Origin of the sequence: Agathobaculum sp. (assembly GCF_034098985.1) — a bacterium.
Lineage (GTDB): Bacteria > Bacillota > Clostridia > Oscillospirales > Butyricicoccaceae > Agathobaculum.
In genome coordinates, this window is the sequence record NZ_JAXEOA010000014.1 from 183,256 (window position 1) to 206,705 (window position 23,450).

Here is a 23,450-nt window from a genome sequence, read left to right on the forward strand (position 1 = left end):
CCTTTTTCTTTTTTACTTGTCTACGGCCGCGGAGCGCGGCGTTGCCGTCTCCGGCACGGCTTCGCCGTCAATCTCGCCCTCAAACGAAGCCTTGTCTTGGTCGTCCTCCGTCAAGGTGATGGTCACGTCCTCGCCGTCCGGCGTTTTGGCATGGTAAACGCCGTTGCTGTCCGGCTTAATGTCGTTGCCCGAACCGTCCTTGATGGAAAAGACAATGCCGATCGTATCCATCAGCGCGCCGTCGGTCGCCGCGTTGACAGCGCCCGCCGCCGTTGCCATGAGCGCGGCCGCCGCCACGCCGATTACCAGTCCTTTGCGAATATGCTTTGCATTCATATGTCTGCCCTCCCGCAGTTCTTCGCCGGAGGCGTGCAAATGGGCGAACACCGCCTTATATTGTTCCTTATCAGTCATCATTCCAGCCCTCCAGCGTTGATTTTAGTTTTTGTCTGGCCCGCATCAGCCGGGTCTGCACCGCGCTTTCGCGCAAGCCGAGCATCTGCGCCACCTCGCGCACCGAGTAGTCCTCATAATAATAGAGGTGGATGCAGACGCGGTATTTCTGCGGCAGCTTCATCACCGCCAAAAACAGCTCCGACTGCTCGGGGGATTCAAAGCCGAGCGTTTGCGCGTAGTCGTCGATAGGTGCGGTCAGCCGCCGCCACGGCGAGGTCAAATAGCGTTTGCACTCGTTGATGGTGACACGGATGAGCCAATTGCGCGCGTGTTCTTCGTTTTCAAACGGTTTTTCCGCTTTGTAGCATTTCATGAGCGCGATCTGCGTCATATCCTCCGCGTCGGCCGCGTTTCTGGTATATTGAAACGCAATGGCGAACAGGTTGTCCCGGTAGCGCCGCGCGAGCTCCTCGAATTGTGCTTGCTGCATGGTGTGCTTACCTCGTCTGATGGGTTTTTGAAAGGCCTTTCGTAAGGAGTACCCGTGGGGGCGGCGGAATATCACAAAATTTTTTCACGGATCGCAGACGCCACAGGGACGGTAGCCGGAGGCAATCGCCACCTCGCGGCTGTCGCAATAAATTTGGTTATCTCTATCGGGCGCTTCCGGACAGTCTCTTTTATGCAGAAGCCCGGTATCCGCGTCGCAAATATAATCGAGGCTTTGCATGACATAGTCGCGAGCCGAATAGTCTATATCCGCAGCCGCGTCCAAATAGCCCATTTTATAGCCCTCATACATTCCATAGAATTCAAGCGCGAGCGCGATGGCAAGCATGACGACAATGACAACCCTGTGTAATTTGAGCCAATCCATCAGTTTTTTCATATGGTATCACCCCCAAGTTGATACCATAAGTATAAATTGTAGGCCATTTGAGTAATGCAACCAGATTTGGTTATATCTTCAAACCACTTGTAAAACCTATAATGTAGTCATATAAAAAATACAGGTGGGGATATGGTGTTTCACATTGATGATATATTCAGTAATGCTGACATTTCACGAACTGTTCGTTTTACCGAAAACATTTTTGAGGAGTTAAATCAAGTCTCCGCTAATAATAATATATCTTTCAACAAATTAGTGCTTTTATGTTGCCGCTATGCACTTGACCATCTCGAAGCAGACGAATAAAAAATCCGGCCTTTCGGCCGGATTTTTCTTTTAATAGACATACTCGAACTCGATATCGCCAATGACGACAAAATCGCCCTCCTTGACGCCCATCTGCTCCAGCTTTTCATATACGCCCGCGTTTTTCAGCATACGGTCCATATACTGGCGGGATTCATAGTCGTCCGTGTTGACCGACGCCATGATTTTGTCCACCCACGCGCCCGAAATGACATAATAATCGTCCACCTGCTCAACCGTCCAGTCGCGGTCGGTCACTTCGTCCTCGACCGGCACGAACTCCGGCTCATAGACGAACACGGGCGGCAATTCTTTGAGCGCGTCCCACGTCATGCGCATCAGCTCGGAAACGCCCCGGTTGGTCGCCGCGGACAGCTCGGCGAACTGCATACCATGCTCGTCCGCGTATTTTTTCAGCCGCTCGACCGGCGCGCGGTCGTCCCCCAGCAGGTCGACCTTGTTCGCCACCACGATTTGCGGGCGGGACGCGAGAAATTCGCTGTATCCCGCAAGCTCGGCGTTGATCTTCTCAATGTCGTCCACCGGGTCGCGCCCCTCGCTGCCCGCCGCGTCCACCAGATGCAGCAGCAGGCGGCAGCGGTCGATATGGCGCAGGAAATCATGGCCGAGGCCCGCTCCCTCGTGCGCGCCCTCGATGATGCCCGGAATGTCCGCCATGACGAAACTCTGCTCTTCGCCCACCGACACCACGCCCAGATTGGGCACAAGCGTGGTGAAATGGTAGTTTGCGATCTTGGGCCGCGCCGCCGAAACCATGCTCAGGAGCGTACTCTTGCCCACGTTCGGAAAGCCGACCAGCCCCACGTCCGCCAGCAGCTTGAGCTCCAAAATGATATCGCGCTCCACGCCCGGCTGCCCGGGCTTGGCGAAACGCGGCGCCTGGCGGGTCGGGGTCGCGAAATGCGTGTTGCCCCAGCCGCCGTTGCCGCCCTTGACCGCGACAAACGGCTCATCGTCCGACAAATCGCGGATGACCTGCCCGGTCTTCTGGTCGCGTATGATAGTGCCGCGCGGCACGCGGATGACCAGATCGCCGCCGTCCTTGCCCTTGCAGCGTTTGGAGCCGCCGTTTTCGCCGGGCGCGGCCTCGTATTTCTTTTTATAGCGGAAATCCAAAAGCGTGGACAGGTTATCGTCCACCTTGAAGATGACCGAGCCGCCGCGTCCGCCGTCGCCGCCGTCCGGCCCGCCCGCGGCCACGTATTTCTCGCGGTGGAAGCCGACCTTGCCGTCGCCGCCCTTGCCGGAAATAATTTTAATTTTGGCTACGTCGATAAACATATTTCCCCTCCTTTCGGGAATGCTAAAACAAAATCCCAGACACACTGTCTGGGATTTTTGTATTCATTACTGCGGGTAAACAGAGACCTTCTTGCGATCCTTGCCCCAGCGCTCGAAGCGAACAACGCCTTCGACCTTGGCGAACAGCGTGTCGTCCTTGCCGCGGCCGACGTTCGTGCCCGGATGGATCTTCGTGCCGCGCTGGCGAACCAGAATGTTGCCGGCGGGAACGGTCTGTCCGTCCGCGCGCTTAACGCCCAGACGCTTGGCTTCGGAATCACGGCCGTTCTTGGTCGAGCCGACGCCCTTTTTATGCGCGAAAAACTGTAAGCTAATCTTCAGCATTCGTGTGCACCTCCATTACGTTCATATATTCGGAATAATCTTGCTCCAGCTCGGAAAGGTGGATGCGGAGCGCCTGCATGGCGTCCTGCCCTTTCTCGAAGCCCCCGCCCTGCGGCAGGGTGATGCGGATATGCGCGCCGTCGTCCTCAATGACCGTGTCCACCGGGATACGCTGGACGTCGAACAACAGGGCGTGCGTCAGCATGACCGCGCTGGAAATCGCCGCGCAAACGATATCCTCGCCCTCGTCGGCATAGCCGGCGTGGCCGCGAAGATCGACCGAACGGATGCCCCGTCCGGCTGCGAGCGAGAATGTGACGCGGGTCATAATTTAGGCCTTAATCGCGCCGATGGTCACCTTGGTGAACGGCTGACGATGACCCTGACGTTTGCGGTAACCCTTCTTGGGCTTCATCTTGAAGATATTGATCTTCTTGCCCTTGCCGGTCTTCTCGACCGTGCCGGTTACCGAAGCGCCGGAAACGTAAGGAGCGCCAACGGTTAAGGAATCGCCCTCGCCTACGGCCAGAACCTCGTCGAACGTAACGGTCGCGCCGTCCTCGACGCCGAGCTTTTCGACGTAGATCACGTCGCCCTCGGATACCTTATACTGCTTGCCACCAGTCTTCAGAATTGCGTACATCTTATTCCCTCTCTTTCCTTGTAGAGTCACGCTTGGCGCGGCGGCGACCGGTTTACGGACGCACTTAACCTAAGCCATCGCACAATGCGGCTTTTAGTAGCATAACACAAGCGGCGGGGCTTGTCAAGCCCCGTCGGAAGAATCTCTAATATTTACTTGCCCGGGTTTTCGATGACCTTGACCTCGCCGTTCGAGCAGCCCACGATCATGCGCTTGCACATATTGAGGAACAGGCCGTGCTCCAGAACGCCCAGCATACCGTTCAGCTTGCCGAAAACGTCTTCGATATCGAAGCCCGCGCCCAGATGCAGGTCGGCGATGTAGTTGCCGTTGTCGGTGACAAACGTCTTGCCGTCCTTGACGCGGAGAACCGGATGGAAGCCGTATTTCTCCATCTGCGCCATGGCCTGCTTGGAGCCGTACTGCGCGATCTCAACCGGCAGGTGGAACGCGCCGATCTTGTCCACCAGCTTGGATTCGTCCATGATCCACATGACCTCGTCCGCCAGCGTCGCCACGACCTTTTCGCGGTACAGCGCGCCGCCGCCGCCCTTGATGGCGTTGAACGCGGGGTCGATCTCGTCCACGCCGTCGATCGCCAGATCGATATGGTCGACCTCGTCGATGGTCAGCAGCGGGATACCCAGCTCCTTGGCCTGCGCCTCGGTCGCCTTAGAGGTCGGGATCGCCTTGAGCTTCATGCCGTTCTTGACCAGCTCGCCCACGGCGTTGACCATGTGGTAAGCGGTCGACCCCGTGCCGAGGCCGAGCACCATGCCGTCTTTTACATACTCGGCGGCCTTATCGCCGGCTAGTTTCTTCATATCCATTGTGAAATTCCTCCCGTGATGTTGGTACTTCCTATTATAGGTTGTCTATCCGCAAAAAGCAATCACATTCCGGGGGCGGCAAGCAGTTTTTCCAGCGCGCGGGCAAAGATTACCGTCATTTTTGCAAGGCTCTCCTCGGCGAGGAATTCATTCGGCTCGTGCGCCAGCTCCTCCTCCCACGGGAACAGCGGCCCGAACGCGACCGCGTTCGGCAGGGCGCGCGCATAAGTCGCGCCGCCGATCGAAAGCGGCTGGCTGTCCGTGTCGCCGGTCACCTCGCGGTATGCGTCGAGCAGCGCTGTGACCAGCGGCGAGGATCTCTCATGATAAACAGGCGGCAGGCGGTCTACCTCATGGTAAACAAACCCGTTTTTAACCGCGCCCGCCGCTGTCAGATCGCGCACGGTCTCATAGGAGACCGACGCCGGATAGCGCAGGTCACACTCGAGCGTCACCGCGCCCGCCGCGTCCATGCGCACCGCGCCGACGTTGAATGTCAGCGCGCCCGAAGCCGCGTCGCGCATCGCGCAGCCAAAGCGTTCTCCCGTGTAGTCTTCGCCAAGCGCGCACCCAAACGCTTCGACCAGCGCATGATGGGAAAGGCTGCCGCCAAGGCGGGCGAGCGCGGCAAACAGTGCGGCAATCGCATTCTTACCCTTTTCGGGCGACATGCAGTGCGTGCTTTTGCCGCGCGCTTGGAGCACGACCTGACCGTCCTCCGCCCGGGCTTGGGTGTCAGGCGCGCCCGAGAGCGTTTGCAGCACCGCGTCCGGGTCGGCGCATTCAAGGACGCACTGCGCCGCGTCCGGCACGATATTGCGGCTGCCGCCGCCCGTGACCGAAACAAGCTGCACGGGCGCGCCGCGCTCGATCCGGTGTTCGGAAACCAGATCAAAGTCGAGCAGACCCTTTTCGCAGAAAATCAGCGGGAAATTGCCGTCCGGCACGATCGACACTTCGGGCAGCACGCCGGCGTGCTCCAGATAGTGCCGGATGCAGCCCCAGCCCTCCTCTTCATCCGCGCCGACGATCATGCGCACGCACGCATCCGGCGGGATCCTGCCGCTGTCCAGCAGGTATTTCATCACATATAGGCAGCTAATGAGCGGCCCCTTGTCGTCCGACGCACCGCGGCCGTACAGTCTGCCGTCTTTTCGCGTGAGCGTGAACGGGTCGGTATCCCAGCCCGTCCCGGCCGCGACCACATCGGCGTGGCACAGCACGCCGATCATGCGCTTGCCGGTTCCCGCCGTGATCTCGGCGGCGTAGCCGTCGTAATCGCGCACGGAAAAACCGAACGACCGCGCGAGCTCCAGCACATAATCGAGCGCCGCGCGGATGCGCGCGCCGAACGGCGCGCCCTCGCCGCCGTCCTCCGCGTATACGCTGTCGATCGCCACTAATTCGCCCAAATGGGAAATCATGTCTTCCAGATTTTCTCTGACAAAGCGTTCCATAGCATCCTCCATTGGAAATATTTCAAGATTTGCCGATGATTTTTAAACTTTCCACAAAGCCCTCGCCGGGCGAATCCAGTATAATAGCACTAACGATTTGCATTAGAAAGTGGTGACAACCTATGAACCCCTCTTTAAAAACCGCAGCGGACAAGCTGGTCCGTGAAATTTTCGCCGTACAGCCGGGCGAGACCGTCATCCTGACCGCCGACGATGACACCGACTTCACGGTTGTGCAGGCAGTGTCCGGCAGCGCGCGTGAAGCCGGCGCACATCCCATGGTCATCCGCATCCCGACGCCGGGCGGCGTGGGCAAGGCGGCCGATCCCGACCTGCCGGTGGACGCGCTTTCCGCCGCCCTGCTGCACGCCGACGTATGGATCGAGTTCAACCACCAGTGGCTGCTGTATTCGACCCCATTTGAGCGCGCCGAGGCGGAAAACAAAAAACTGCGCTACATGTGCCTGGTCGATTTCAACGAAGAGCTGATGGTGCGCACGATCGGCAACGTCGAGACCGCCAAGCTCCGCGCGTTTATGCTCGCGGTCACCGAGCGCACCAAAAACGCGAAAACGATGCGCGTGACTACCCCGGCAGGCTGCGACGTATCGTTCGAGATCGACCCGAACCACTACACCGCCTGCGACTGCGGCGACGCGTCCAAGCCCGGCATCCACATGTTGACCGGGCAGATCAACGTCGTGCCGCGCTTCGGCTCGGTAAACGGTACGATCGTATTCGACGGCTCGGTCACCCCGCCGTTCGGCCGCAGCCCGGACGCGCCCATCCGCCTTTCCATTGAAAACAGCCGCATCGCCAAGGTCGAGGGCGGAGAGGACGCCAAGGCGTTCCAAAAGTTCCTCGCGGATTTTGAGGACGAGGGCATGTGGAAGCTCGCGCATATTGCCTACGGCTTCAACCCTGGCGCCAAGCTGACGGGAAACATCGTTGAGGACGAGCGCGTCTGGGGCTCGACCGAATGGGGCATCGGCTATGTCAGCCCGTTTGACGCGCCGCCGCACGGACAGGACGCGAAATCGCACTGTGATGGTATCTGCCTCCATTCCTCTGTCTGGCTCGACGGCGAGCAGATCATGGACGAAGGAAAGATTGTCGACAGCGCGCTCGCCGCGCTCATGCCAAGCCTTTGAGCCTTGTTTTAAAGAAAGGATTGCCGGAAAACCGGCAATCCTTTCTTTTTTTACGCCTTTTCGCTTTTCACAGGCTCTTTTTTGCGCGCCAGACCCTCGAGCGCCAGATACAGCACCAGTGCGACCACCGTGCCATTGACAAACGAGATGCCGAACGGCAGGCGCGTCGCCGCAAAGCCGAGCGCCCAGGAAAGTAGGCCGGTCCAGCGCCAGCCCTCGCGGAACTGGTACAGTTTGCTGCTGCCCTTGGCAAAGATCCAGTAATCGATAAAGAAAATGCCCACGATCGGCATAAATGTGTCGCCGAGCAGATAGAGGAAGCCCTCGAAATAGCCCGCCACGCCGACCGCCGCCAGCACCGTGCCGACCACGCCGAGCAGCACGGTCGATACCGCGCGCTTATCTTCCGCAAGGTTGAACACCATGACAGCGTTGAGCCCCGCGCTGTACGCATTGGTCGTGTTGGTCGTCCATGTGGCGAGGATGAGCACCAGCATACCGAGCACCGGCAGGCCGATATCGACGAACACAAGCGAAATATCATACTGCTGCGCGATGCGCGTCATAACCGCGCCGAGCACCAGCATCGCCATGCCCGCCGGCATGACGCCGACGCTGGACGACAGCACCGTGTCGCGCCGCGTTTTCTGGAAGCGGGTGAAATCGGGCGCGTTGAGCGCGCCGGTTGCCATGAAGCTGATGGTGAGCACCACGCCGCCCGAGAACGTCATCGTCGGGTTTTCGACCGGCTGCCATAGGTTGCCCGTGCCGAAACGCTGGATGGCGAGCACACAGCCGATTGCCGTGACCACGACCAGCGCCGGGATGGCGAACTTGTTGAGCTTATCGAGCGCGTTGATGCCATAAACCGCCGTGACCAGCATGATAATGCCCCAGACCACGGTCGATACCCAGACCGGAATGTTCACATGGAACGCCTGGCTCATCAGGTTTGAGAACGCCGAGCCGCACACGCCGTTCTGCACGGCGAACCAGCCGACCATCGAGATCATGAACAGCGCGGAGATCAGCTTGGACGAGCCCTGCCGCCCGAAGCTTCCCGACGCGACCACGCAGGTCGGCACGCCGAGGTCGCTGCCGATGATGCCGATGACGATCATCAACACAATGACGATCGCATAGCCCACCAGGCCGGACAAAATCGCCGAGCTCATGCTCATCGACTGCGCGAGCATGCCGCCCAGCATCAGGCTGGGCACGCAGATCAGGATACCCGCCTGAATCAGCGCCACGTCGATCCACGATTTGCGCTCGTCCATCGGGACGGGCTGCAACGTCACGCTTTCCATCTTGTTTTCTTTCATATGCCGCAATCCCCTTTTTGGAAAATGTCTGTTTCCCATGTTACCGTGAATCGGCTTGCGGCGCTTTAAAAATTCTACAAAATACCAGACTTTATTTTGAAAGATTTACAACCTCGTCCGTTTTGCCCAAAAGCTGCTCGATACGCACCGCGAGGCCGAGCGTTTCATAAAACGCAACCGGGTCGTGCTCCAGCCCGAGCAGCGCCTTAACGCGGTTTAGCCGGTAGCGCACCGTGTTTTCGTGCTGGCGGAGCGCTTCGGCGGTGCGCTTAAAATCGCCCGCGTGCCGCACGAACAGGCGCACGGTTGCAAGCAGCTCGCGGCTGCCCTCCTCGGACGCGCCGCCGCGCACCTTTTCACAGAAGCCCGCGTAAAAATCCTGAATTTCACGGCTGTTTCGCAGCGGGAGCAGCAATTGCAGCACCGAAAGCGGGTTGTATTCCTGTTCGCCCGCGCCCGCGGTGAGCGCCATGGTGAGCGCGTTCTGCCCCTCCTGCAAAGCCTTGTCCACCCAATGGCGCGGATAGGCGCGCCCCACGCCCAGCGCCGGCTTCTGGAAATACTGGGAGAGCAGGCGGCGCGTCACGTCGAGGTGGATTTTCATTTTCTTTTCGTCCCCCGCGCTCAGGATCATCACGTGCGCGCCCGGCGTGTTGATGAACACGTCCTCCCGGCTGGCGAGGCTGCGCGCGTTCCATTCAAATTCGAGCAGGCGCGAGGCAAAATCGCCCTGGAAATAGACCGCCTGCACCCATTCGCCCAGATTGGGGTTCATACTCAGCAGCAATTCCATTTTCTCCTGCGCGGTCATCTTGCCGTCAGTGATCTTGTCCAGCTTGAGCTGGTTCATGACGTTCAGGTTTTCCATGGCGATATAGCGGTTTACCGTGTCCATGATCTGCGCATAGGAGATATCCTGCCCGATGTGGACGACCGGGAAGTAGTGCTGGTCGCAAAAGCGTCTGACCTCTTCGGAGATCAGCGTTTCGCGCCCGGAGGAAATCAGGCACACGCCACTGCTCTCGCCCTGCACGAGCACGCGCATGACGGCAAGCACGCTTTGCGCGTCCGCAAACTGCAAAAGCCCGGTGACAAAAAAGTCTCCGGGCATGATGATGCCGCCGCCGATCACGTCCTCGCCGAACGGGCTGTCGAACACCGACACGCGCTTGACCGTGCGGTAGCAGCCCTCGCGCCCGGCGAGCACGCGCGCATTTTCAAACAGCGGATTTTTCAGGATATTGGCAAGTGATACGTTCATTTCAGGCCTAAGATCTCGTCGGCGGACAGGTCGAGCAGCTTGCAAACTTTCACGAACATTTCGACATCCATTTTCCGCTGGCGGCGCTCATAGGCGCCATATGTAATTTCCGCCAAGCCAAGCATTTTGCTGAACTGGCGCTGAGAAATGTTTTTTGCTTCCCGCGCCTTTTGAATGTAATCAATATAATCCATAAAATCTCCCAGCACCTATTGACTACTATTTGCAATCATGTTATACTGATTGCAAATAGTAGTCAAGGAGTGAACTCAATGTATTCCTTTTTTGAACATTACTTTCGCATGATCCACAAAGTTACGGCCGCCGCAGACTGGTGCGCCTTGTGCAATGACAAAGAGCAAATCATCACGCTCATAGACCGCCTGAATGCACAGCACGCCGAAGAAGCCCAGCGTTGTTTTCTCGACGGCGTGCTGCTGGGCAAGCTGCTTGCAGAACTCGATTAAAGCCCGTGCTGCAATTTCGCCGCCTTGAGCGTGTTTTTCATCAGCATCGTGATCGTCATCGGCCCCACGCCGCCCGGCACCGGGGTCATCAGCGACGCTTTTTCCAGCACCGCCGCGTCCACGTCGCCGCAGACCTTGCCTTGCTCGTTCCGGTTCATGCCCACGTCGATCACCACCGCGCCGTCCTTCACCATATCGGGCGTGATGAACGCCGCCTTGCCCACCGCGGCCACCAGAATGTCCGCGCGGCGGCACACCTCGGCCAAATCGCGCGTGCGGCTGTGGCAGATGGTCACCGTGCCGTGCTTGTGCAGCAAAAGCATGCTCATTGGCTTGCCCACAATGTTCGACCGGCCGACCACCACGCATTCCTTGCCCTTGGGGTCAACGCCGTACTCGGCGAGCAGCTCCATCACGCCCGCCGGGGTGCAGGGCAGGAAATCGAAATTGCCGACCATGATCTTGCCGACGTTGACCGGATGAAACGCGTCCACGTCCTTTTCGGGCGCGATCGCGTCAATCACCGCCTGTTCGTCGATATGTGCGGGCACGGGCATCTGGCACAGGATGCCTGAAATCTGCTCGCTCTCATTGAGCTGCGCGATCAGGCCGAGCAGCTCCTCTTGCGTCGTTTCCGCGGGCAGCGCGTATTTCTCGCTGTAAAACCCGCATTCGGCGCAGGCCTTTTCCTTGTTGCGCACATAAATTTCGCTCGCCGGGTCGTTGCCGACGATAATGACCGCCAGACCGGGCTTCACGCCCTTTGCTTTGAGCGCTTCGGTCTCCGCGAGGATGCCGCCGCGCACCTTGGCGGACAGCGCTTTTCCATCCATTTTCACCGCGCTCATGTCAGGTTTCCTCCTTGTCGTCTACCGCCGCGTCGGGCTGCGGCGTGGGGGTCGGGTCGGGTTCGCTGTCGGGCGAGGGCGCTTGCTCGGGCAGCGGCATGGCCTCGCTCTCCGGGGTCGGCTCGGCTTTGGCCGCCTCCGGCTGGTCTGCCGGGGCGGGGCCTTCGGCGGGCACAGGCTCGTCCCGCCCGGGCACATAGAACGCCTTGGCGACGCGGATGCGATTATAGGCGCGCGCCAGCAGGAACGCTGCCACGGCGCAGCTTACGATTGCAACCACCTGCGATACGCGCAGCGCGTTGAAGACATACAAGCTGTCCGTGCGCAGCCCCTCGATCCAGAAGCGGCCGAGGCCGTACCACGCGACGTACCATAGGGCGATCTCGCCGTCAAACTTGCGCTTTTTGGAATAGAAATGCAGCGCAACGAACCCGATCAGGTTCCATAGGGATTCATAGAAGAATGTCGGATGCACCGGGTCGCCGCCGTCGATCGTCATGCCCCACGGAAGCGCGGTCACGCCGCCGTGCGCCTCCGCGTTGACGAAATTGCCCCAGCGGCCGATAAGCTGGCCGATGAGCAGGCCGAGCGCGGCCAAATCGCACAGCCGCGCGAACGAGACCTTTTTATAGCGGCTGTATCCCCAAAGCGCGAGCACCGCGCCGATCACCGAGCCATAAACCGCGATGCCGCCGTTCCAAATGGCGATAATTTCGTTTAGATGCTGGCTGTAATACTTCCACTCAAACACAACGTAGTAAATGCGCGCGCAGATAATGCCCGCGGGCACGCACAGCAGCAGGCAGTCGATCAGGTTGTCCGACGTGAAACCGAATTCCTTGACGCGGGCGTTCAGATACAGTGCGCCCAGCACAAAGCCGATACAGATGATCAGGCCATACCAGTAAAAATTTTTGCCGAACACCGTGAAAGCGACGCGGTTGATGGTAAACTCCAGCCCAAGGCCGGGAAAAGCGATAACGTGTTCCATAAACGATGATCCTCTTTTTTTGTCAGATTATTGCGGCTCGATCACAGAAAGCGCCGAATGGTCGGGGCGCGCCCAGCGGGCCAGCATGGCCTGCACATCGCTCGCCTCGATGGTGTCGAACAGGTTTGCGAAATCGAGATAGTCCTCGCCTCCGAACACAGCCTCGGCCTCGCGGCGTGCAAGCTCCTCGGGGTCGTCCAGCACACGCAGGTGCAGCCCGTAGACCGCTTTTTTCATCCGGTCGAACAGCGCTTTGTCCACGCCCTCCTTGGCCAGGCGTTCGACCTCGCGCTCGATCGCCGCGCGCGCCGCGCGGGGGTCGCGGCTCTCGCCGCCCATCAGCGCGACCGCGCCCTCGGGGATGAGCGAATATTCGGTCTCGAAATAGCGGTTGATCAGGCGTTTTTCATACAGCTCGCTGTAAAGCGGGGCGGTGTCGCCGCACAGCACGCGCACGGCCAGCTCGCCCAGAAGCGACCGCCGCAGCTTGCTCTCGCCCTTGTGCAGCGGCTCGTCCTTAAAGCCGAGCAGGAATTGCGGCTGCGAGACCTGCATGGCGCGCACGGTTTCGCTTTCGTTCACCGTTTCGCGCCGCTTGCCGTAATGCCGCTGGCCGACGTCGGTCGGCACGGGAGGCGAAAACTGCTTAGCCATGCGGCAGATCTCTTCAAAATCCGCCGTGCCGCAAACAACCAGCACCATATTGGAGGGCGAATAAAACGCCTTGTGACAGGTGAAGAGCGTTTCGGGCGTGATGCGCGCGATGCTGGCCACGCTGCCCGCGATCGACACGCGCACAGGATGCTCGCGGAACAGCCCCTCGAACAGCCCCACATAGGCCTGCCAGCCCGGGGTGTCCTCCATCATGCCGATCTCCTGCCCGATGATGCCGCGCTCCTTGGCGACGTTTTCCTCGGTGAAATACGGCGTGAACACAAATTTGAGCAGGATTTCCAGATTGCGCTCAAACCGCTCGGTGCAGGAAAAATGGTAGGCCGTCATGGTCTGGCTGGTGAACGCATTGGGGGACGCGCCGGTCTCGGAAAACTTTTGCAGCGCGTTGCCGTCCTCGTCCTCGAACATTTTGTGCTCCAAAAAGTGCGCCACGCCCGCCGGGGTGTCGAACCGCTTGCCGTCCAGCGTGAACGACGCGTCGACCGAGCCGAAGTCAGTCGCGAGGATGGCAAACGTCTTGGAGAAGCCCTCCTTGGGGATATAGCACACACGCAGGCCGTTTTCGAGCGTGCGGCGTTCGATGCGCTCATGCAGCGCGGCATACGACTTGCTCATTGGCCCACCCCTTTCATAAAGTACACTGTGTCGAGCGCAGTCGCCTGCGCCGCGGCGACGACCTTGTCCCGCGTGACAGCTTTCAGCGCCTCGATGCGCTCCTCGGGCGTGCAGAGCGTGCCCGCGATGGCCTGCACAAGCCAGTAACGCTCGAGCTGCATCGGCTCGTCCAGCATGGCGCGCCACGAGCCTGTGAGCGTCTTGCGGGCGGACTCGATCTCATCCGGCGAAATGTCGCCGTCCTTGCAGAGCTGGAGCTGGTGCAGGATCTCGTCCCGCGCGGTCTCGAACGCGTCGTTCTCGATGCCGGAATTGACCAGCATCACGCCCTTGAGACTGACGAACTGCGCGCTCGCGTAATAGCAGAGCGATTTTTTCTCGCGCACATTAAGGAACAGCTTCGAGCTGGTCGAACCGCCGTAAAGCACCTGGAACACCCAGTAAGCGAGCGGGTCGCCGCCGGTCATGCAGTTGCCGCCTGTGCGGAAGCCGAGCGAGAGCTTGCCCTGGCCGACTTTTTCCTCCTCGACCACCTCGCGCGCGTCGCCCACGGGCGCGGCCACGATCTCGGCACGGGGCACATAGACGCCCTGTGCTTTCCGTTCGGGCAGCACGGGCGCGAACAGCGCTTCGACCTTATCCGCGGACAGCGTGCCGCAGTAAAACAGCTCGATCTGCGCTTCCGAAAGCGCGCGCTGATAGGCCGCGTACAACTTGTTCGCGGTGATATTCTTCGCTTGGTCGGCCGTGCCGAGCGCGCTCGCGCCGTAAGGCTCGTTTTTGCACATGATCTCGGTCAAGCGCTTGGGCGCGTAGGCGCGCGGGTCGTTCTTCTGCGCCGCGATGCGGTCAAGCAGATTGTCCCGCTCGCCGCCGGTGTAGTCCGTCGAAAACGCGCCCTCGGCCACATACGGGTCATACAGCAGGTCGGCCAGCAGCTTCGCCACCTTGCCGGTCAGCCCATCCGCGCCCGGGGCGTAGGCCTCGTCGATCACATCGGACAGAAAGCCGATCACCAGCGTTTCGCCCTCCTTGCGCACCGTCGCCTCAATGCGCGCGCCATACAGCTCGTCCAGCGCCGCGCCGAGCGCGCGCAGGTCGGGCAGGCGCACCGTGCCGCGCCGCAGCACATGCGGCAGGCAGGCGCGCAGCGCCGCGTCCGGGCCGCCGAGCGGCAAAAGCAGCGCCGCGCGCAAAACCGCCCGCTTGAACTTTGGCGTGGTCACGCAGGTCAAGCCTACGCCCGCGCCGAGTTTTTTCCTCGTCACCTGTTGCATAATTTGCCTCGTTTCCGGAGAGATTTTCCATAGCAGTCATTATATCATTAAATATTCAGGCACGCAATTGTACTTTTTGTGAACACGTGCCTCTCAGCGCTATTTTACCCTTGACAAGCGGTGAAATATACGGTATGATAATCACGTTCGGAATGTAAAGGTGTTTCGCTTTACAGCGAAAGGAGGCCGGCCCATGCGCGGAAAACCGCTCGAAATGAGCCTGCTGTTCGACTTTTACGGCGAAACGCTGACCGAAAACCAGCGCGAGCTGTTCGACCTGTATTATAATGAAGACCTGTCTCTTGCGGAGATCGCAGAGCACGCGGGCATCACGCGCCAGGGCGTGCGGGACGGCGTCAAGCGCGCCGAGCACACGCTGCGCGAAATGGAGCGCAAGCTCGGCCTTGTCGAGCGTTATGGCGGAAACGAAGAGCGCGCCGCCGAAATCGCGCGCGAAGCCGAACGCTTACACGCCTTAAACGAAAGCACGCTGCACAGCGACGCGGTCAAAGAGATCGCGGACCGGCTCACGCAGCTCGCCAGCCAGCTTCAATGAGGAGGCAGTTATGGCATTTGAAGGCCTGACCGAAAAAATTTCATCCGCCTTTAAGCATCTGAAAAGCAAAGGCCGGCTGACCGAAGGCGACGTCAAGGAAGCCATGCGCGAGATCCGCATGGCGCTGCTCGAAGCCGACGTCAACTTCAAGGTCGCCAAGGATTTCATCAAGACGGTCACCGAAAAAGCGACCGATGCGGAAATACTCGAAAGCCTATCCCCCGCCCAGCAGGTCATCAAGATCGTCAATGAAGAGCTGACGGCTTTGCTCGGCGGCCAAAACACCCGCTTGACCATTTCGCCAAACCCGCCCACCATCGTCATGATGGTCGGCCTGCAGGGCGCGGGCAAGACGACCAACTGCGCAAAGCTCGCCGCTCTGATGCGCAAGCAGCAGCAGCGCAGGCCGCTTCTCGTCGCGTGCGATGTATACCGTCCCGCCGCGATCGAGCAGCTGCACGTGGTTGGCAAGCAACTTGACATCCCCGTGTTCGACGAGGGGCAGGGCGACCCGGTCGAGATCGCGAAGCACGGCGTCGAACACGCCCGGAAAAACGGCTTCGATCTGGTCTTCCTTGATACGGCTGGCCGCCTGCATATCGACGAAGCGCTCATGGACGAGCTCAAAAATATCAAAAAAACGGTAAAGCCGACCGAGATCGAGCTGGTCGTCGACGCGATGACCGGACAGGACGCGGTGACCGTTTCCCAATCCTTCGACGAGGCGCTCGGCATCGACGGCGTGCTGCTTTCCAAAATGGACGGCGACGCGCGCGGCGGCGCGGCGCTTTCGGTCAAAGCGGTCACGGGCAAGCCGATCAAATTTATCGGCACGGGTGAAAAACTCTCGGATATCGAGCCTTTCCATCCCGACCGCATGTCCTCCCGTATCCTCGGCATGGGCGACGTGCTGACGCTTATTGAGAAAGCACAGCAGAATTTCGACCAGAAGCAGGCCGCCGAAACCGCCAAAAAAATGGCGGCGGGCAAGCTGACGCTCACCGATTTCCTCGGCCAGCTCCAGCAGATGAAAAACATGGGCTCAATGGAAGAAATGCTTGGCATGCTGCCCGGCGTGGACGCGAAAGCCCTGGCCGGCGCCAAGATCGACGAAAAGCAGATGGCGCACACCGAGGCCATCATCCAATCGATGACGCCCAAGGAGAGGGACAACCCCTCGGTCATCAACTTCTCGCGCAAAAAGCGCATCGCGGCGGGCTGCGGCCTGACGGTCGAGGAGGTAAACCGGCTTTTAAAGCAGTTTGAGGCCATGCAGAAGATGACCAAACAGCTCACCGGCCAAATGCGCGGCAAGGGCAAGAAGCGCCGTGGCTTCGGGGGCTTCGGCGGCATGAAAATGCCGTTTTGACAACATGCTTGTAAAGAAATTTACAATAGATCATTCTATTTGGGGGAGGTGAATTTTCATGGTAAAGATCAGACTTCGCCGTCTGGGCGCGAAGAAGGCTCCGTTTTACCGCATCGTGGTTGCGGACTCCCGTTACCCGCGCGACGGCCGTTTCATCGAAGAGATCGGCACGTACAACCCGCTGAGCGATCCGGCTGAGGTAAAGGTTGACGCCGAGCGCGCGCAGGCTTGGATCAAGCAGGGCGCGCAGCCGACCGACACGGTCCGCGGCATTCTGAAGAAGGCCGGTGTGCTGTAATTGAGTGAGGCTAACGAAATGAAAGAGTTATTGACCTACATTGTCAAAAATCTGGTTTCCGAGCCGGATGCGATTGCCATCACCGAGGAGGTCGACGGCGACAATGTCACCTTTTCCCTGCGCGTCGCGCCGGAGGACATGGGTCGCGTCATCGGCCGCCACGGCCGCATCGCTAAGGAAATCCGCACACTCATGAAAGCGGCAGGCAATCGCGAAAACAAGCGCGTCACTGTCGACATTCTCGACTGATTCGCCAAAGACCTGTTCACTTTGCTGACAGGTCTTTTTTCCTATCTATCCACCGGAGGGGTACCGCTTATGCAGAAGAAATTTTTAGAAGCCGGCAAGATCGTCGGCACGCACGGTGTCAAGGGCGATCTGCGTGTGCAGTCCTGGTGCGACAGCGCGGAAACGCTGTGTGAATTCGATACGCTTTATCTTGACCCGGACACCTCAGTGGCCGTTGCGCGCGCGCAGGTGCACAAAAACATTGTGCTGATGCACCTCCAGGGTGTTGATACCATGGAGGCCGCCGAGGCGCTCAAAAACCGCGTGCTCTATCTCGACCGCGGCGACGTGGAACTGCCCGAAGACCTTGTGTTTATCCAGGATATTCTGGGCTTTCAGGTATACGACCGGCGAACCGGGCAGATGGTCGGCGTACTCAAGGACGTGCTTACCTCAAACCCGGCGCACGACATGTATGAGATCCGTACGGAATCAGGGCGGCTAGCCTACCTCCCCGCGGCAAAGCCTTTCCTCAAGGAGATCGACATGGAGGCCGGCGTGATCTACGTCGAGACTATCGAGGGGCTGCTATGAAAATCGACATCATGACCCTGTTCCCCGAAATGGTCGACGCCGTCATGCGCGAAAGCATCATCGGCCGGGCGCAGGAAAAGGGGCTAGTCTCGGTCAATGCCACCAATATCCGCGACTATGCTTTGGACAAACATCACAAAGCGGACGACGCGCCTTACGGCGGCGGGCGCGGGCAGGTCATGCTGGCCGAGCCGCTCTTTCTGTGCCACGAGGCGCTTTGCGGCGGCAGTCATGTGCATACGGTGTTCCTGTCCGCGCAAGGGCGGCCGTTCTGCCAGCAAAAGGCGCGCGAGCTGCTTTCCTGCGGACACGTCATTCTGGTCTGCGGGCATTATGAGGGCGTCGACCAGCGTTTTCTCGACGCCTGCGTGGACGAGGAGATCTCCATTGGTGATTTTGTTCTCACGGGCGGCGAGATCCCGGCCATGGCGGTGGCGGACGCGGTGTGCCGCATGGTGCCCGGCGTGCTGCCGGACGAGGACGCGTTCACCTGCGAGAGCCACTGGGACGGCCTGCTTGAGCACCCCCACTATACCCGTCCTGAAAACTGGCGCGGCAGGCCGGTGCCCGAAATCCTGCTTTCGGGGCATCATGCCAATATCGAGCGCTGGCGGCGCGAAATGTCGCTCCGCCGCACGCGGGACGACCGTCCCGACCTGTTTTCTGAATTTATTCCGCGCGACAAAACCGACCAAAAACTTCTAGAAAAGCTGACAAACGAGCAGTAAACGACCCGTCCGCCCTTGGACGGGTCGTTTTTTGACCGCATTTCGCGTCGGACAGCTTTTTGGGAAAAGGGTTTACATTGGCTGTCCAATTCGTTAAAATAGATAAAAGAGAGAATGTTTTAGAAGCAGGAGGCCGTCCTATGATTATCACGATCACGCTCAACACCGCGCTCGACCGCACGCTGCGCATCGAGCAGCCGCTGCAGGTAGGCAAGCTCAACCGCGCCGTTTCCAGCTATCTCGAGCCAGGCGGAAAGGGTATCAACGTTTCCCGCGCGGTCAAAGCGCTCGGAGGAGACAGCATCGCTCTCGGCTTTTGCGCCGGCACCAACGGCCGAATCATCAAGGACGCGCTGACCGCGGCCGACATCCATCATGATTTTGTCGACCTTTCCGGGCAGACGCGCGTCAACACCCAGATCATCGACGCGCAGGGCGGCCATACCGAGATCAACGAGCCCGGCTCCAAACTAGAGGACGCCGATTTCCTCCGCTTCCTTGACCGCATGGACAACTATCTCGACGCGGGCAACATTTTTGTGCTGGCCGGTTCGTGCCCGCCCGATTTCCCGCTCCAGAATTACCGGAAAATCTGCAAAAAGATCAAAAAGGCCGGCTGCCGCCTGATCATCGATGCACAGGGCGAGCTGATGCTCGAAGCGCTCCAGTGCGAGCCCGATTTTGTCAAGCCCAACATCTTCGAGCTGGCCGAGGCGGTAGGCGAAAAGCCTTCGGCAGACCCTGACGTGGTTCTGGTGTCCGCCCGCAAAATGCTCGAAATGGGCGCGCGCGCGGTCTGTGTCTCAATGGCGCAGGAGGGTGCGCTGCTCGTCGCCAAGGATGAGCCCGAGGCGCTTTATGCCAACTGCAACCCCAAAATTTATGATGAAGGTTCGGTCGGCACGGGCGACGCTATGGTCGGCGCAATCGCCAATTCAATGCACAAAGGCCTGCGGTTCGATGAGATGGCGCGCTTCGCCGTCGCCGCGGCGCGCGCGTCCGCCCGCCTGCCCGGCACTGAAATGGCCACGCTCAAAAAGGTCTACGAGGTCTATGAAACCACCGAGGTCTATACCCTCTGAACAAACGAATAAAAAACGCCGCTGCTTTTCGCAGCGGCGTTTTTAATAGCCCATTTGCTTTAGTTCGTGCACGAGCTTTGCATAAAATATAGGCGGGCTGAAGTGCGGCAGGTCGTGGCGCAGGCCGTCCGCCAGCTCCTGGTGCGACACGCCCCGTAGCGTGCCCCGGTAAACGCCCCATTTGGCCGACCGGGGCGAAACCAGCCCATCGCTCTCGCCCTGCACCGGATAGGAGGCCGCGCGCGACCACAGCATCGCCGCGTCCGACCGGCTGCGCCCCAGCACCGCGCCGTAGCTCTGGTAAAAAACGCAGGGCACATCCGGGTTTTCCCGGTTAAAACGCTCCATATAGGCGGGCGTCATCTGTTCGGCCACGCGAAAAAAATCCGGGTTGCGGTCGCCCTTGCGTTTCCAATACTCGTTGTTGCAGGTGCCCCACGTCCACACCGCCGGATACGCATATTCCAGCAGCGCGCGGGCGATGTGCGAGCCGCGGTTGGGCGTGGACAGCATGGTGAGCGAGGCGACGCGCCTGCCGAACCCCATGGACGAGATCAGGTGCCGCGCCTCCAGCCCGCCCTTGGAATGCGCGATGATATTGACCTGCCCGCACGCCTGCTCGCGCAGCATTTGCAGCACACGGTCCCGCAGCACGGCGGCGTTTTCCTCAATATTGCCCCACGCGTCCTGCCCGCCCATATAGACCGTCGCCCCATGCGCACGCAGCAAATTCGGCACACGCCCCCAATAGCACCCGCGGAAATCGTCCGCGGCGTTCAGGCCGTGCACCAGCAAAATCGGGTATTTTGTTTTGCAAAACGTATCGTTCATATCATTTATGGTACTTTCCGCCGCCGAGGATGCTCAGCGCGCGGTACACCTGTTCAAGCGCCATCACCCGCGCGAGGTGGTGCGGGAACGTCATGGGCGACATGGAAAGACGAACGTCCGCCCGCTCTTTGACGCGCTCATCCATCCCGCAGGAACCGCCGATCACGAGGCACAGCCGGCTCGTCCCACCGACAGCCTGCTTTTGCAGAAAGCCCGCAAGCTGCTCGGACGACATTGTCTTCCCCTCGACGCACAGCGCGATCACCGCCGCGCTCTGCGGGATCTTGTCCATGATCTGCGCAGCCTCTTTTTTGAGCGCGTTTGCGATCTCGCCCGGAGACGGATTTTGCGGCAGCCGCTGCTCGGGCAGTTCAACGATCTCCAGCCTGCAATAAGCTGAAAGCCGTTTAGCGTATTCAGCGACCGCCTGTTCCCAGAATTTCTCCCCAAGCTTGCCGACGCAGATCAGCCGAACAGTGAGCATTGTTCTTCCTCCGTCAGCACGATGGGCGCTTCCATACGCTCGCGCGGCGCGACTACGATGCGGCACGGCGGCAGGCCGCGCACCGCGTTTTTGGTCTGCTCGAGCGCGAGCTCGGGCATGTTGTTGTGCTCGCTCAGGTGCGCCAAAATGAGCGTTTTTGTGCCGCTTTTCACCAATTCTGCCGCGCACACCGCGCAGTCCGGGTTGGAGAGGTGTCCGCGCGGCCCGCCAACCCGCTGCTTGAGCGGATATGGATACGGCCCTGCCTGCAGCATATACGGATCGTGGTTGCTCTCCAGCACGACCGCCTCGCAGCCGCGAAGCTGCCGCGCGATCTCGCCCGGCACAAAGCCGAGGTCGGTCGCAAAGCCGAAGCGGCAGCCTGCGTGTTCCAATATGTAGCCGACACTGCCCGCCGCGTCGTGCGGCGTTTCAAACGACCGTACCGCGATACCGCCGACTGTGAACCCGTCTCCCCCGGCAAAGGTATGCAGCCGCTCTTTGGCCTGCGGGTGCTTGATGGAGAGCGCGAGCGCGGTATCGTGCGAGGCGAAAACAGGCGCTTCGGCTTTTTTCAGAAACATCGGCAGGCCCTTGACATGGTCGATATGGTCGTGCGTGATCAGCACGCCGGCGATATGGCCGAGCGTCAGCCCGACTTCGGCGAGCGCCGATGTGATCTTGCGCAGCGACACGCCCAGGTCGATCAAAACCGCGGTATCGCCCGCCACATATAAGCCGCAGTTGCCCGACGACCCGCTCGCGATGCTGTAATAAAAGCGCTGCTCCATTCGTTTCTCCTTCTGTTTGCAAAAAAAGGCGAGGGAACTCCCATTCCCCCGCCGTGCTCTCTTAGTTTGCCGCCGGAACCACGTTGTTGTCCGGGATCTCGGAACGGTACATGTCGGCGCCGAGCGCGACGAATTTCTCGACCAGCGTCTCATAGCCGCGTTCAATATTCTGCACCTGCTCGACCTCGGTCACACCCTTGGCGGCCAGCCCCGCAATGACCATCGCAGCGCCCGCGCGCAGGTCATGTGCGCGCACGGGAGCGCCTTTGAGCTCGGAAACGCCCTCAACGATCGCGATCTTGCCGTCCACATGGATGTTCGCGCCCATGCGCGTCAGCTCTTCGGTATAGCGGTAGCGGCTGTCCCACACGCCCTCGGTCACGATGCTTGTGCCCTCGGCGAGGCACAGCGCGGTCGTCATCTGGGGCTGCATGTCGGTCGGAAAGCCGGGGTAGGGCAGGGTTTTCAGGTTGGTCTTGGTAAGAGCGCCGACCCGGCGCACCAGCACCGAATCGTCGAATTCGGTGATCTCCACGCTCATCTCCTTGAGCTTGGCGGTGATACACTCCAAGTGCTTGGGGATGACGTTTTTAACCAGAACCGAGCCGCCGCACGCCGCGACCGCGGCCATGAACGTGCCGGCCTCGATCTGGTCGGGAATGATGGAATACGAGCCGCCGTGAAGCTTTTCCACGCCGCGGATCTTGATGACATCGGTGCCCGCGCCCTTAACGTCAGCGCCCATCGCGTTTAAAAAGTTTGCCAAATCGACGATGTGCGGCTCCTTGGCGCAGTTCTCCAGAATGGTCTGCCCCTTGGCGAGCACGGCCGCCAGCATGACGTTCATCGTCGCGCCGACCGTGACCACGTCGAAATAGATGTGCGCGCCCTTGAGCCCATCCTCCGGCGCTTCTGCGCGGATAAAGCCACCCTTGGGCAAAGTCACCTTGGCGCCGAGCGCCTCAAAACCCTTGATGTGCTGGTCGATCGGGCGCACGCCGCCGAAATTACAGCCGCCCGGCATGGCAACTTCGGCAAAGCCGTATTTGCCCAGCAGCACGCCGAGCAGATAGTAGGACGCGCGCAGCTTGCGCTCCAGCTCATGAGGCTTGAGGCTGGGCTTATGCGCGTTCTCGATCTCCACCGTCGTCGCGTTGACAAGGCGGATCTGCGCGCCCAGTTCGCGCATGATCTCGAGCTGCAGGGTCACATCGATGATCTTGGGCACATTCTCGATCCGGACCGGGCCGTCCGCCAGCAGCGCCGCCGGCACAATGGCGACCGCCGCGTTTTTCGCGCCCGAAATGGTCACCTCGCCGTTCAGGGTCTTGCCGCCGTTGATAACATACTTGGTCAAAGCCTACCTACTCCTCACTCTTGGCGTTTCGCGCCGCGCTTACTCTCATATTATGTCTATCGCGCGCCGTGGGTGCGGCCCGCGCAAAGTCTCACGCATATATTTTACCACAAATTTTGATAAAGGAAAGTTATTTTTCACATTTGTCAGGAAATAGCGGTTTTTTTGGCACAATCCACCAAATAATCCCCGGTATCCGTTTGAAATTTCCAAGTCGGCACAAGCAGCAGACGGCGGCCGCCGTCCATATCCAACCGGTAGCCGACCGTCATGGCGGTCACACGGCCGGCGGCGGGCGTATCTTTGGCAAAGGCCAGAAGCGCGTCCGCGGCGGCACATGTGGTGCCCGCC

At 59.8% G+C, this 23,450-nt stretch carries 30 protein-coding genes; 9 read left to right on the forward strand and 21 right to left on the reverse strand.

Annotated elements, in window-relative coordinates; translation table 11 throughout:
• Positions 1–12: 12 nt before the first annotated feature.
• The 9 genes from SO058_RS04710 to SO058_RS04750 form a co-directional block, all read right to left on the reverse strand.
• A complete protein-coding gene (locus tag SO058_RS04710; protein WP_320841842.1) occupies positions 13–417 on the reverse strand; it encodes a hypothetical protein in 405 nt (134 codons plus the stop codon).
• The gene (locus SO058_RS04715; protein ID WP_320841843.1) at positions 407–886 is read right to left on the reverse strand and encodes a sigma-70 family RNA polymerase sigma factor; all 480 of its coding nucleotides are present in this window, start codon (positions 884–886) and stop codon (positions 407–409) included. Before SO058_RS04715 ends, SO058_RS04710 begins: the two co-directional genes overlap by 11 nt.
• Positions 887–970: 84 nt before the next feature.
• The gene (locus tag SO058_RS04720) at positions 971–1,285 is read right to left on the reverse strand and encodes an Ada metal-binding domain-containing protein (protein ID WP_320841844.1); all 315 of its coding nucleotides are present in this window, start codon (positions 1,283–1,285) and stop codon (positions 971–973) included.
• Between the two features lie 339 nt (positions 1,286–1,624).
• On the reverse strand, positions 1,625–2,896 hold the full coding sequence (obgE, locus tag SO058_RS04725) for a GTPase ObgE (RefSeq protein WP_320841845.1): 1,272 nt from the start codon (positions 2,894–2,896) through the stop codon (positions 1,625–1,627).
• Between the two features lie 66 nt (positions 2,897–2,962).
• Complete coding sequence (gene rpmA, locus SO058_RS04730; RefSeq protein WP_320841846.1) at positions 2,963–3,241, reverse strand: 50S ribosomal protein L27; 279 nt, start codon at positions 3,239–3,241, stop codon at positions 2,963–2,965.
• The gene (locus SO058_RS04735) at positions 3,228–3,569 is read right to left on the reverse strand and encodes a ribosomal-processing cysteine protease Prp (protein ID WP_320841847.1); all 342 of its coding nucleotides are present in this window, start codon (positions 3,567–3,569) and stop codon (positions 3,228–3,230) included. Before SO058_RS04735 ends, rpmA begins: the two co-directional genes overlap by 14 nt.
• Positions 3,570–3,572: 3 nt before the next feature.
• On the reverse strand, positions 3,573–3,884 hold the full coding sequence (gene rplU, locus SO058_RS04740) for a 50S ribosomal protein L21 (protein ID WP_320841848.1): 312 nt from the start codon (positions 3,882–3,884) through the stop codon (positions 3,573–3,575).
• Between the two features lie 152 nt (positions 3,885–4,036).
• Entirely contained in the window at positions 4,037–4,714 is a 678-nt protein-coding gene (rpiA, locus tag SO058_RS04745) for a ribose-5-phosphate isomerase RpiA (RefSeq protein ID WP_320841849.1), read from the reverse strand.
• Between the two features lie 62 nt (positions 4,715–4,776).
• Positions 4,777–6,171, reverse strand: a complete 1,395-nt coding sequence (locus SO058_RS04750; protein ID WP_320841850.1) for a Sapep family Mn(2+)-dependent dipeptidase — start codon at positions 6,169–6,171, stop codon at positions 4,777–4,779.
• Positions 6,172–6,293: 122 nt separating this feature from the next.
• Between SO058_RS04750 and SO058_RS04755 the strand changes: the two genes are divergently transcribed.
• Positions 6,294–7,322: an aminopeptidase gene (locus SO058_RS04755; RefSeq protein WP_320841851.1), complete on the forward strand. Its 1,029-nt coding sequence runs from the start codon at positions 6,294–6,296 to the stop codon at positions 7,320–7,322.
• Positions 7,323–7,372: 50 nt separating this feature from the next.
• On the opposite strand, the gene SO058_RS04760 is transcribed toward SO058_RS04755, so the two are convergent.
• From SO058_RS04760 to SO058_RS04770, 3 genes are all read right to left on the reverse strand, one after another.
• Complete coding sequence (locus SO058_RS04760) at positions 7,373–8,647, reverse strand: cytosine permease (RefSeq protein WP_320841852.1); 1,275 nt, start codon at positions 8,645–8,647, stop codon at positions 7,373–7,375.
• A 91-nt stretch (positions 8,648–8,738) separates the two neighbouring features.
• Positions 8,739–9,908, reverse strand: coding sequence for a PucR family transcriptional regulator (locus SO058_RS04765; protein WP_320841853.1), 1,170 nt, complete (start codon positions 9,906–9,908; stop codon positions 8,739–8,741).
• Positions 9,905–10,102 (reverse strand): helix-turn-helix domain-containing protein, encoded by a 198-nt coding sequence (locus SO058_RS04770; RefSeq protein WP_320841854.1) that lies wholly within the window; start codon positions 10,100–10,102, stop codon positions 9,905–9,907. The genes SO058_RS04765 and SO058_RS04770 overlap by 4 nt, the downstream gene beginning before the upstream one ends.
• Before the next feature lie 78 nt (positions 10,103–10,180).
• On the opposite strand from SO058_RS04770, the gene SO058_RS04775 reads away from it, so the two are divergent.
• Positions 10,181–10,375, forward strand: coding sequence for a hypothetical protein (locus SO058_RS04775; protein ID WP_320841855.1), 195 nt, complete (start codon positions 10,181–10,183; stop codon positions 10,373–10,375).
• On the opposite strand, the gene folD is transcribed toward SO058_RS04775, so the two are convergent.
• From folD to yfmF, 4 genes are read right to left on the reverse strand one after another with little or no spacing between them, the layout of a single operon-like run.
• Entirely contained in the window at positions 10,372–11,223 is an 852-nt protein-coding gene (gene folD, locus SO058_RS04780) for a bifunctional methylenetetrahydrofolate dehydrogenase/methenyltetrahydrofolate cyclohydrolase FolD (RefSeq protein WP_320841856.1), read from the reverse strand. The genes SO058_RS04775 and folD overlap by 4 nt on opposite strands.
• 1 nt (position 11,224) lies before the next feature.
• Entirely contained in the window at positions 11,225–12,214 is a 990-nt protein-coding gene (gene lgt / locus SO058_RS04785) for a prolipoprotein diacylglyceryl transferase (RefSeq protein WP_320841857.1), read from the reverse strand.
• A 27-nt stretch (positions 12,215–12,241) separates the two neighbouring features.
• Positions 12,242–13,504 carry an EF-P 5-aminopentanol modification-associated protein YfmH gene (yfmH, locus tag SO058_RS04790; protein ID WP_320841858.1) on the reverse strand — a complete coding sequence of 421 codons (1,263 nt, stop codon included), beginning with the start codon at positions 13,502–13,504 and terminating at the stop codon, positions 12,242–12,244.
• On the reverse strand, positions 13,501–14,781 hold the full coding sequence (gene yfmF, locus SO058_RS04795) for an EF-P 5-aminopentanol modification-associated protein YfmF (protein ID WP_320841859.1): 1,281 nt from the start codon (positions 14,779–14,781) through the stop codon (positions 13,501–13,503). The genes yfmH and yfmF overlap by 4 nt, the downstream gene beginning before the upstream one ends.
• Positions 14,782–14,974: 193 nt before the next feature.
• Here yfmF and ylxM point away from each other — a divergent pair, with 193 nt between their 5' ends.
• From ylxM to SO058_RS04830, 7 genes are all read left to right on the forward strand, one after another.
• On the forward strand, positions 14,975–15,337 hold the full coding sequence (gene ylxM / locus SO058_RS04800) for a YlxM family DNA-binding protein (RefSeq protein WP_320841860.1): 363 nt from the start codon (positions 14,975–14,977) through the stop codon (positions 15,335–15,337).
• A 10-nt stretch (positions 15,338–15,347) separates the two neighbouring features.
• Entirely contained in the window at positions 15,348–16,706 is a 1,359-nt protein-coding gene (gene ffh, locus SO058_RS04805; RefSeq protein ID WP_320841861.1) for a signal recognition particle protein, read from the forward strand.
• Positions 16,707–16,764: 58 nt separating this feature from the next.
• Positions 16,765–17,004 (forward strand): 30S ribosomal protein S16, encoded by a 240-nt coding sequence (gene rpsP, locus SO058_RS04810; protein ID WP_320841862.1) that lies wholly within the window; start codon positions 16,765–16,767, stop codon positions 17,002–17,004.
• An 18-nt stretch (positions 17,005–17,022) separates the two neighbouring features.
• A complete protein-coding gene (locus SO058_RS04815; RefSeq protein ID WP_320841863.1) occupies positions 17,023–17,253 on the forward strand; it encodes a KH domain-containing protein in 231 nt (76 codons plus the stop codon).
• 69 nt (positions 17,254–17,322) lie between these two features.
• Positions 17,323–17,826 carry a ribosome maturation factor RimM gene (gene rimM, locus SO058_RS04820; protein ID WP_320841864.1) on the forward strand — a complete coding sequence of 168 codons (504 nt, stop codon included), beginning with the start codon at positions 17,323–17,325 and terminating at the stop codon, positions 17,824–17,826.
• Complete coding sequence (gene trmD / locus SO058_RS04825) at positions 17,823–18,554, forward strand: tRNA (guanosine(37)-N1)-methyltransferase TrmD (RefSeq protein WP_320841865.1); 732 nt, start codon at positions 17,823–17,825, stop codon at positions 18,552–18,554. Before rimM ends, trmD begins: the two co-directional genes overlap by 4 nt.
• Positions 18,555–18,694: 140 nt before the next feature.
• On the forward strand, positions 18,695–19,636 hold the full coding sequence (locus SO058_RS04830) for a 1-phosphofructokinase family hexose kinase (RefSeq protein WP_320841866.1): 942 nt from the start codon (positions 18,695–18,697) through the stop codon (positions 19,634–19,636).
• A gap of 42 nt (positions 19,637–19,678) precedes the next feature.
• Here SO058_RS04830 and SO058_RS04835 read toward each other — a convergent pair whose 3' ends face one another.
• The 5 genes from SO058_RS04835 to SO058_RS04855 form a co-directional block, all read right to left on the reverse strand.
• On the reverse strand, positions 19,679–20,467 hold the full coding sequence (locus tag SO058_RS04835) for a lipase family alpha/beta hydrolase (RefSeq protein ID WP_320841867.1): 789 nt from the start codon (positions 20,465–20,467) through the stop codon (positions 19,679–19,681).
• 1 nt (position 20,468) lies between these two features.
• The gene (gene rlmH, locus SO058_RS04840; RefSeq protein WP_320841868.1) at positions 20,469–20,951 is read right to left on the reverse strand and encodes a 23S rRNA (pseudouridine(1915)-N(3))-methyltransferase RlmH; all 483 of its coding nucleotides are present in this window, start codon (positions 20,949–20,951) and stop codon (positions 20,469–20,471) included.
• Positions 20,933–21,742, reverse strand: a complete 810-nt coding sequence (locus SO058_RS04845; protein WP_320841869.1) for an MBL fold metallo-hydrolase — start codon at positions 21,740–21,742, stop codon at positions 20,933–20,935. Before SO058_RS04845 ends, rlmH begins: the two co-directional genes overlap by 19 nt.
• Positions 21,743–21,803: 61 nt before the next feature.
• Positions 21,804–23,099 carry a UDP-N-acetylglucosamine 1-carboxyvinyltransferase gene (locus SO058_RS04850; RefSeq protein WP_320841870.1) on the reverse strand — a complete coding sequence of 432 codons (1,296 nt, stop codon included), beginning with the start codon at positions 23,097–23,099 and terminating at the stop codon, positions 21,804–21,806.
• A gap of 146 nt (positions 23,100–23,245) precedes the next feature.
• Positions 23,246–23,450: hypothetical protein (locus SO058_RS04855; RefSeq protein ID WP_320841871.1), on the reverse strand; the 205-nt coding region annotated here is incomplete at its 5' end.

What these genes read in the sequence shown, in the direction of transcription:
- SO058_RS04710 (WP_320841842.1), bottom strand. Translation starts at nt 417, where the DNA reads ATGATGACTGATAAGGAACAATATAAGGCGGTGTTCGCCCATTTGCAC.
- SO058_RS04715 (WP_320841843.1), bottom strand. Translation starts at nt 886, where the DNA reads ATGCAGCAAGCACAATTCGAGGAGCTCGCGCGGCGCTACCGGGACAAC.
- SO058_RS04720 (WP_320841844.1), bottom strand. Translation starts at nt 1,285, where the DNA reads ATGAAAAAACTGATGGATTGGCTCAAATTACACAGGGTTGTCATTGTC.
- obgE (WP_320841845.1), bottom strand. Translation starts at nt 2,896, where the DNA reads ATGTTTATCGACGTAGCCAAAATTAAAATTATTTCCGGCAAGGGCGGC.
- rpmA (WP_320841846.1), bottom strand. Translation starts at nt 3,241, where the DNA reads ATGCTGAAGATTAGCTTACAGTTTTTCGCGCATAAAAAGGGCGTCGGC.
- SO058_RS04735 (WP_320841847.1), bottom strand. Translation starts at nt 3,569, where the DNA reads ATGACCCGCGTCACATTCTCGCTCGCAGCCGGACGGGGCATCCGTTCG.
- rplU (WP_320841848.1), bottom strand. Translation starts at nt 3,884, where the DNA reads ATGTACGCAATTCTGAAGACTGGTGGCAAGCAGTATAAGGTATCCGAG.
- rpiA (WP_320841849.1), bottom strand. Translation starts at nt 4,714, where the DNA reads ATGGATATGAAGAAACTAGCCGGCGATAAGGCCGCCGAGTATGTAAAA.
- SO058_RS04750 (WP_320841850.1), bottom strand. Translation starts at nt 6,171, where the DNA reads ATGGAACGCTTTGTCAGAGAAAATCTGGAAGACATGATTTCCCATTTG.
- SO058_RS04755 (WP_320841851.1), top strand. Translation starts at nt 6,294, where the DNA reads ATGAACCCCTCTTTAAAAACCGCAGCGGACAAGCTGGTCCGTGAAATT.
- SO058_RS04760 (WP_320841852.1), bottom strand. Translation starts at nt 8,647, where the DNA reads ATGAAAGAAAACAAGATGGAAAGCGTGACGTTGCAGCCCGTCCCGATG.
- SO058_RS04765 (WP_320841853.1), bottom strand. Translation starts at nt 9,908, where the DNA reads ATGAACGTATCACTTGCCAATATCCTGAAAAATCCGCTGTTTGAAAAT.
- SO058_RS04770 (WP_320841854.1), bottom strand. Translation starts at nt 10,102, where the DNA reads ATGGATTATATTGATTACATTCAAAAGGCGCGGGAAGCAAAAAACATT.
- SO058_RS04775 (WP_320841855.1), top strand. Translation starts at nt 10,181, where the DNA reads ATGTATTCCTTTTTTGAACATTACTTTCGCATGATCCACAAAGTTACG.
- folD (WP_320841856.1), bottom strand. Translation starts at nt 11,223, where the DNA reads ATGAGCGCGGTGAAAATGGATGGAAAAGCGCTGTCCGCCAAGGTGCGC.
- lgt (WP_320841857.1), bottom strand. Translation starts at nt 12,214, where the DNA reads ATGGAACACGTTATCGCTTTTCCCGGCCTTGGGCTGGAGTTTACCATC.
- yfmH (WP_320841858.1), bottom strand. Translation starts at nt 13,504, where the DNA reads ATGAGCAAGTCGTATGCCGCGCTGCATGAGCGCATCGAACGCCGCACG.
- yfmF (WP_320841859.1), bottom strand. Translation starts at nt 14,781, where the DNA reads ATGCAACAGGTGACGAGGAAAAAACTCGGCGCGGGCGTAGGCTTGACC.
- ylxM (WP_320841860.1), top strand. Translation starts at nt 14,975, where the DNA reads ATGCGCGGAAAACCGCTCGAAATGAGCCTGCTGTTCGACTTTTACGGC.
- ffh (WP_320841861.1), top strand. Translation starts at nt 15,348, where the DNA reads ATGGCATTTGAAGGCCTGACCGAAAAAATTTCATCCGCCTTTAAGCAT.
- rpsP (WP_320841862.1), top strand. Translation starts at nt 16,765, where the DNA reads ATGGTAAAGATCAGACTTCGCCGTCTGGGCGCGAAGAAGGCTCCGTTT.
- SO058_RS04815 (WP_320841863.1), top strand. Translation starts at nt 17,023, where the DNA reads ATGAAAGAGTTATTGACCTACATTGTCAAAAATCTGGTTTCCGAGCCG.
- rimM (WP_320841864.1), top strand. Translation starts at nt 17,323, where the DNA reads ATGCAGAAGAAATTTTTAGAAGCCGGCAAGATCGTCGGCACGCACGGT.
- trmD (WP_320841865.1), top strand. Translation starts at nt 17,823, where the DNA reads ATGAAAATCGACATCATGACCCTGTTCCCCGAAATGGTCGACGCCGTC.
- SO058_RS04830 (WP_320841866.1), top strand. Translation starts at nt 18,695, where the DNA reads ATGATTATCACGATCACGCTCAACACCGCGCTCGACCGCACGCTGCGC.
- SO058_RS04835 (WP_320841867.1), bottom strand. Translation starts at nt 20,467, where the DNA reads ATGAACGATACGTTTTGCAAAACAAAATACCCGATTTTGCTGGTGCAC.
- rlmH (WP_320841868.1), bottom strand. Translation starts at nt 20,951, where the DNA reads ATGCTCACTGTTCGGCTGATCTGCGTCGGCAAGCTTGGGGAGAAATTC.
- SO058_RS04845 (WP_320841869.1), bottom strand. Translation starts at nt 21,742, where the DNA reads ATGGAGCAGCGCTTTTATTACAGCATCGCGAGCGGGTCGTCGGGCAAC.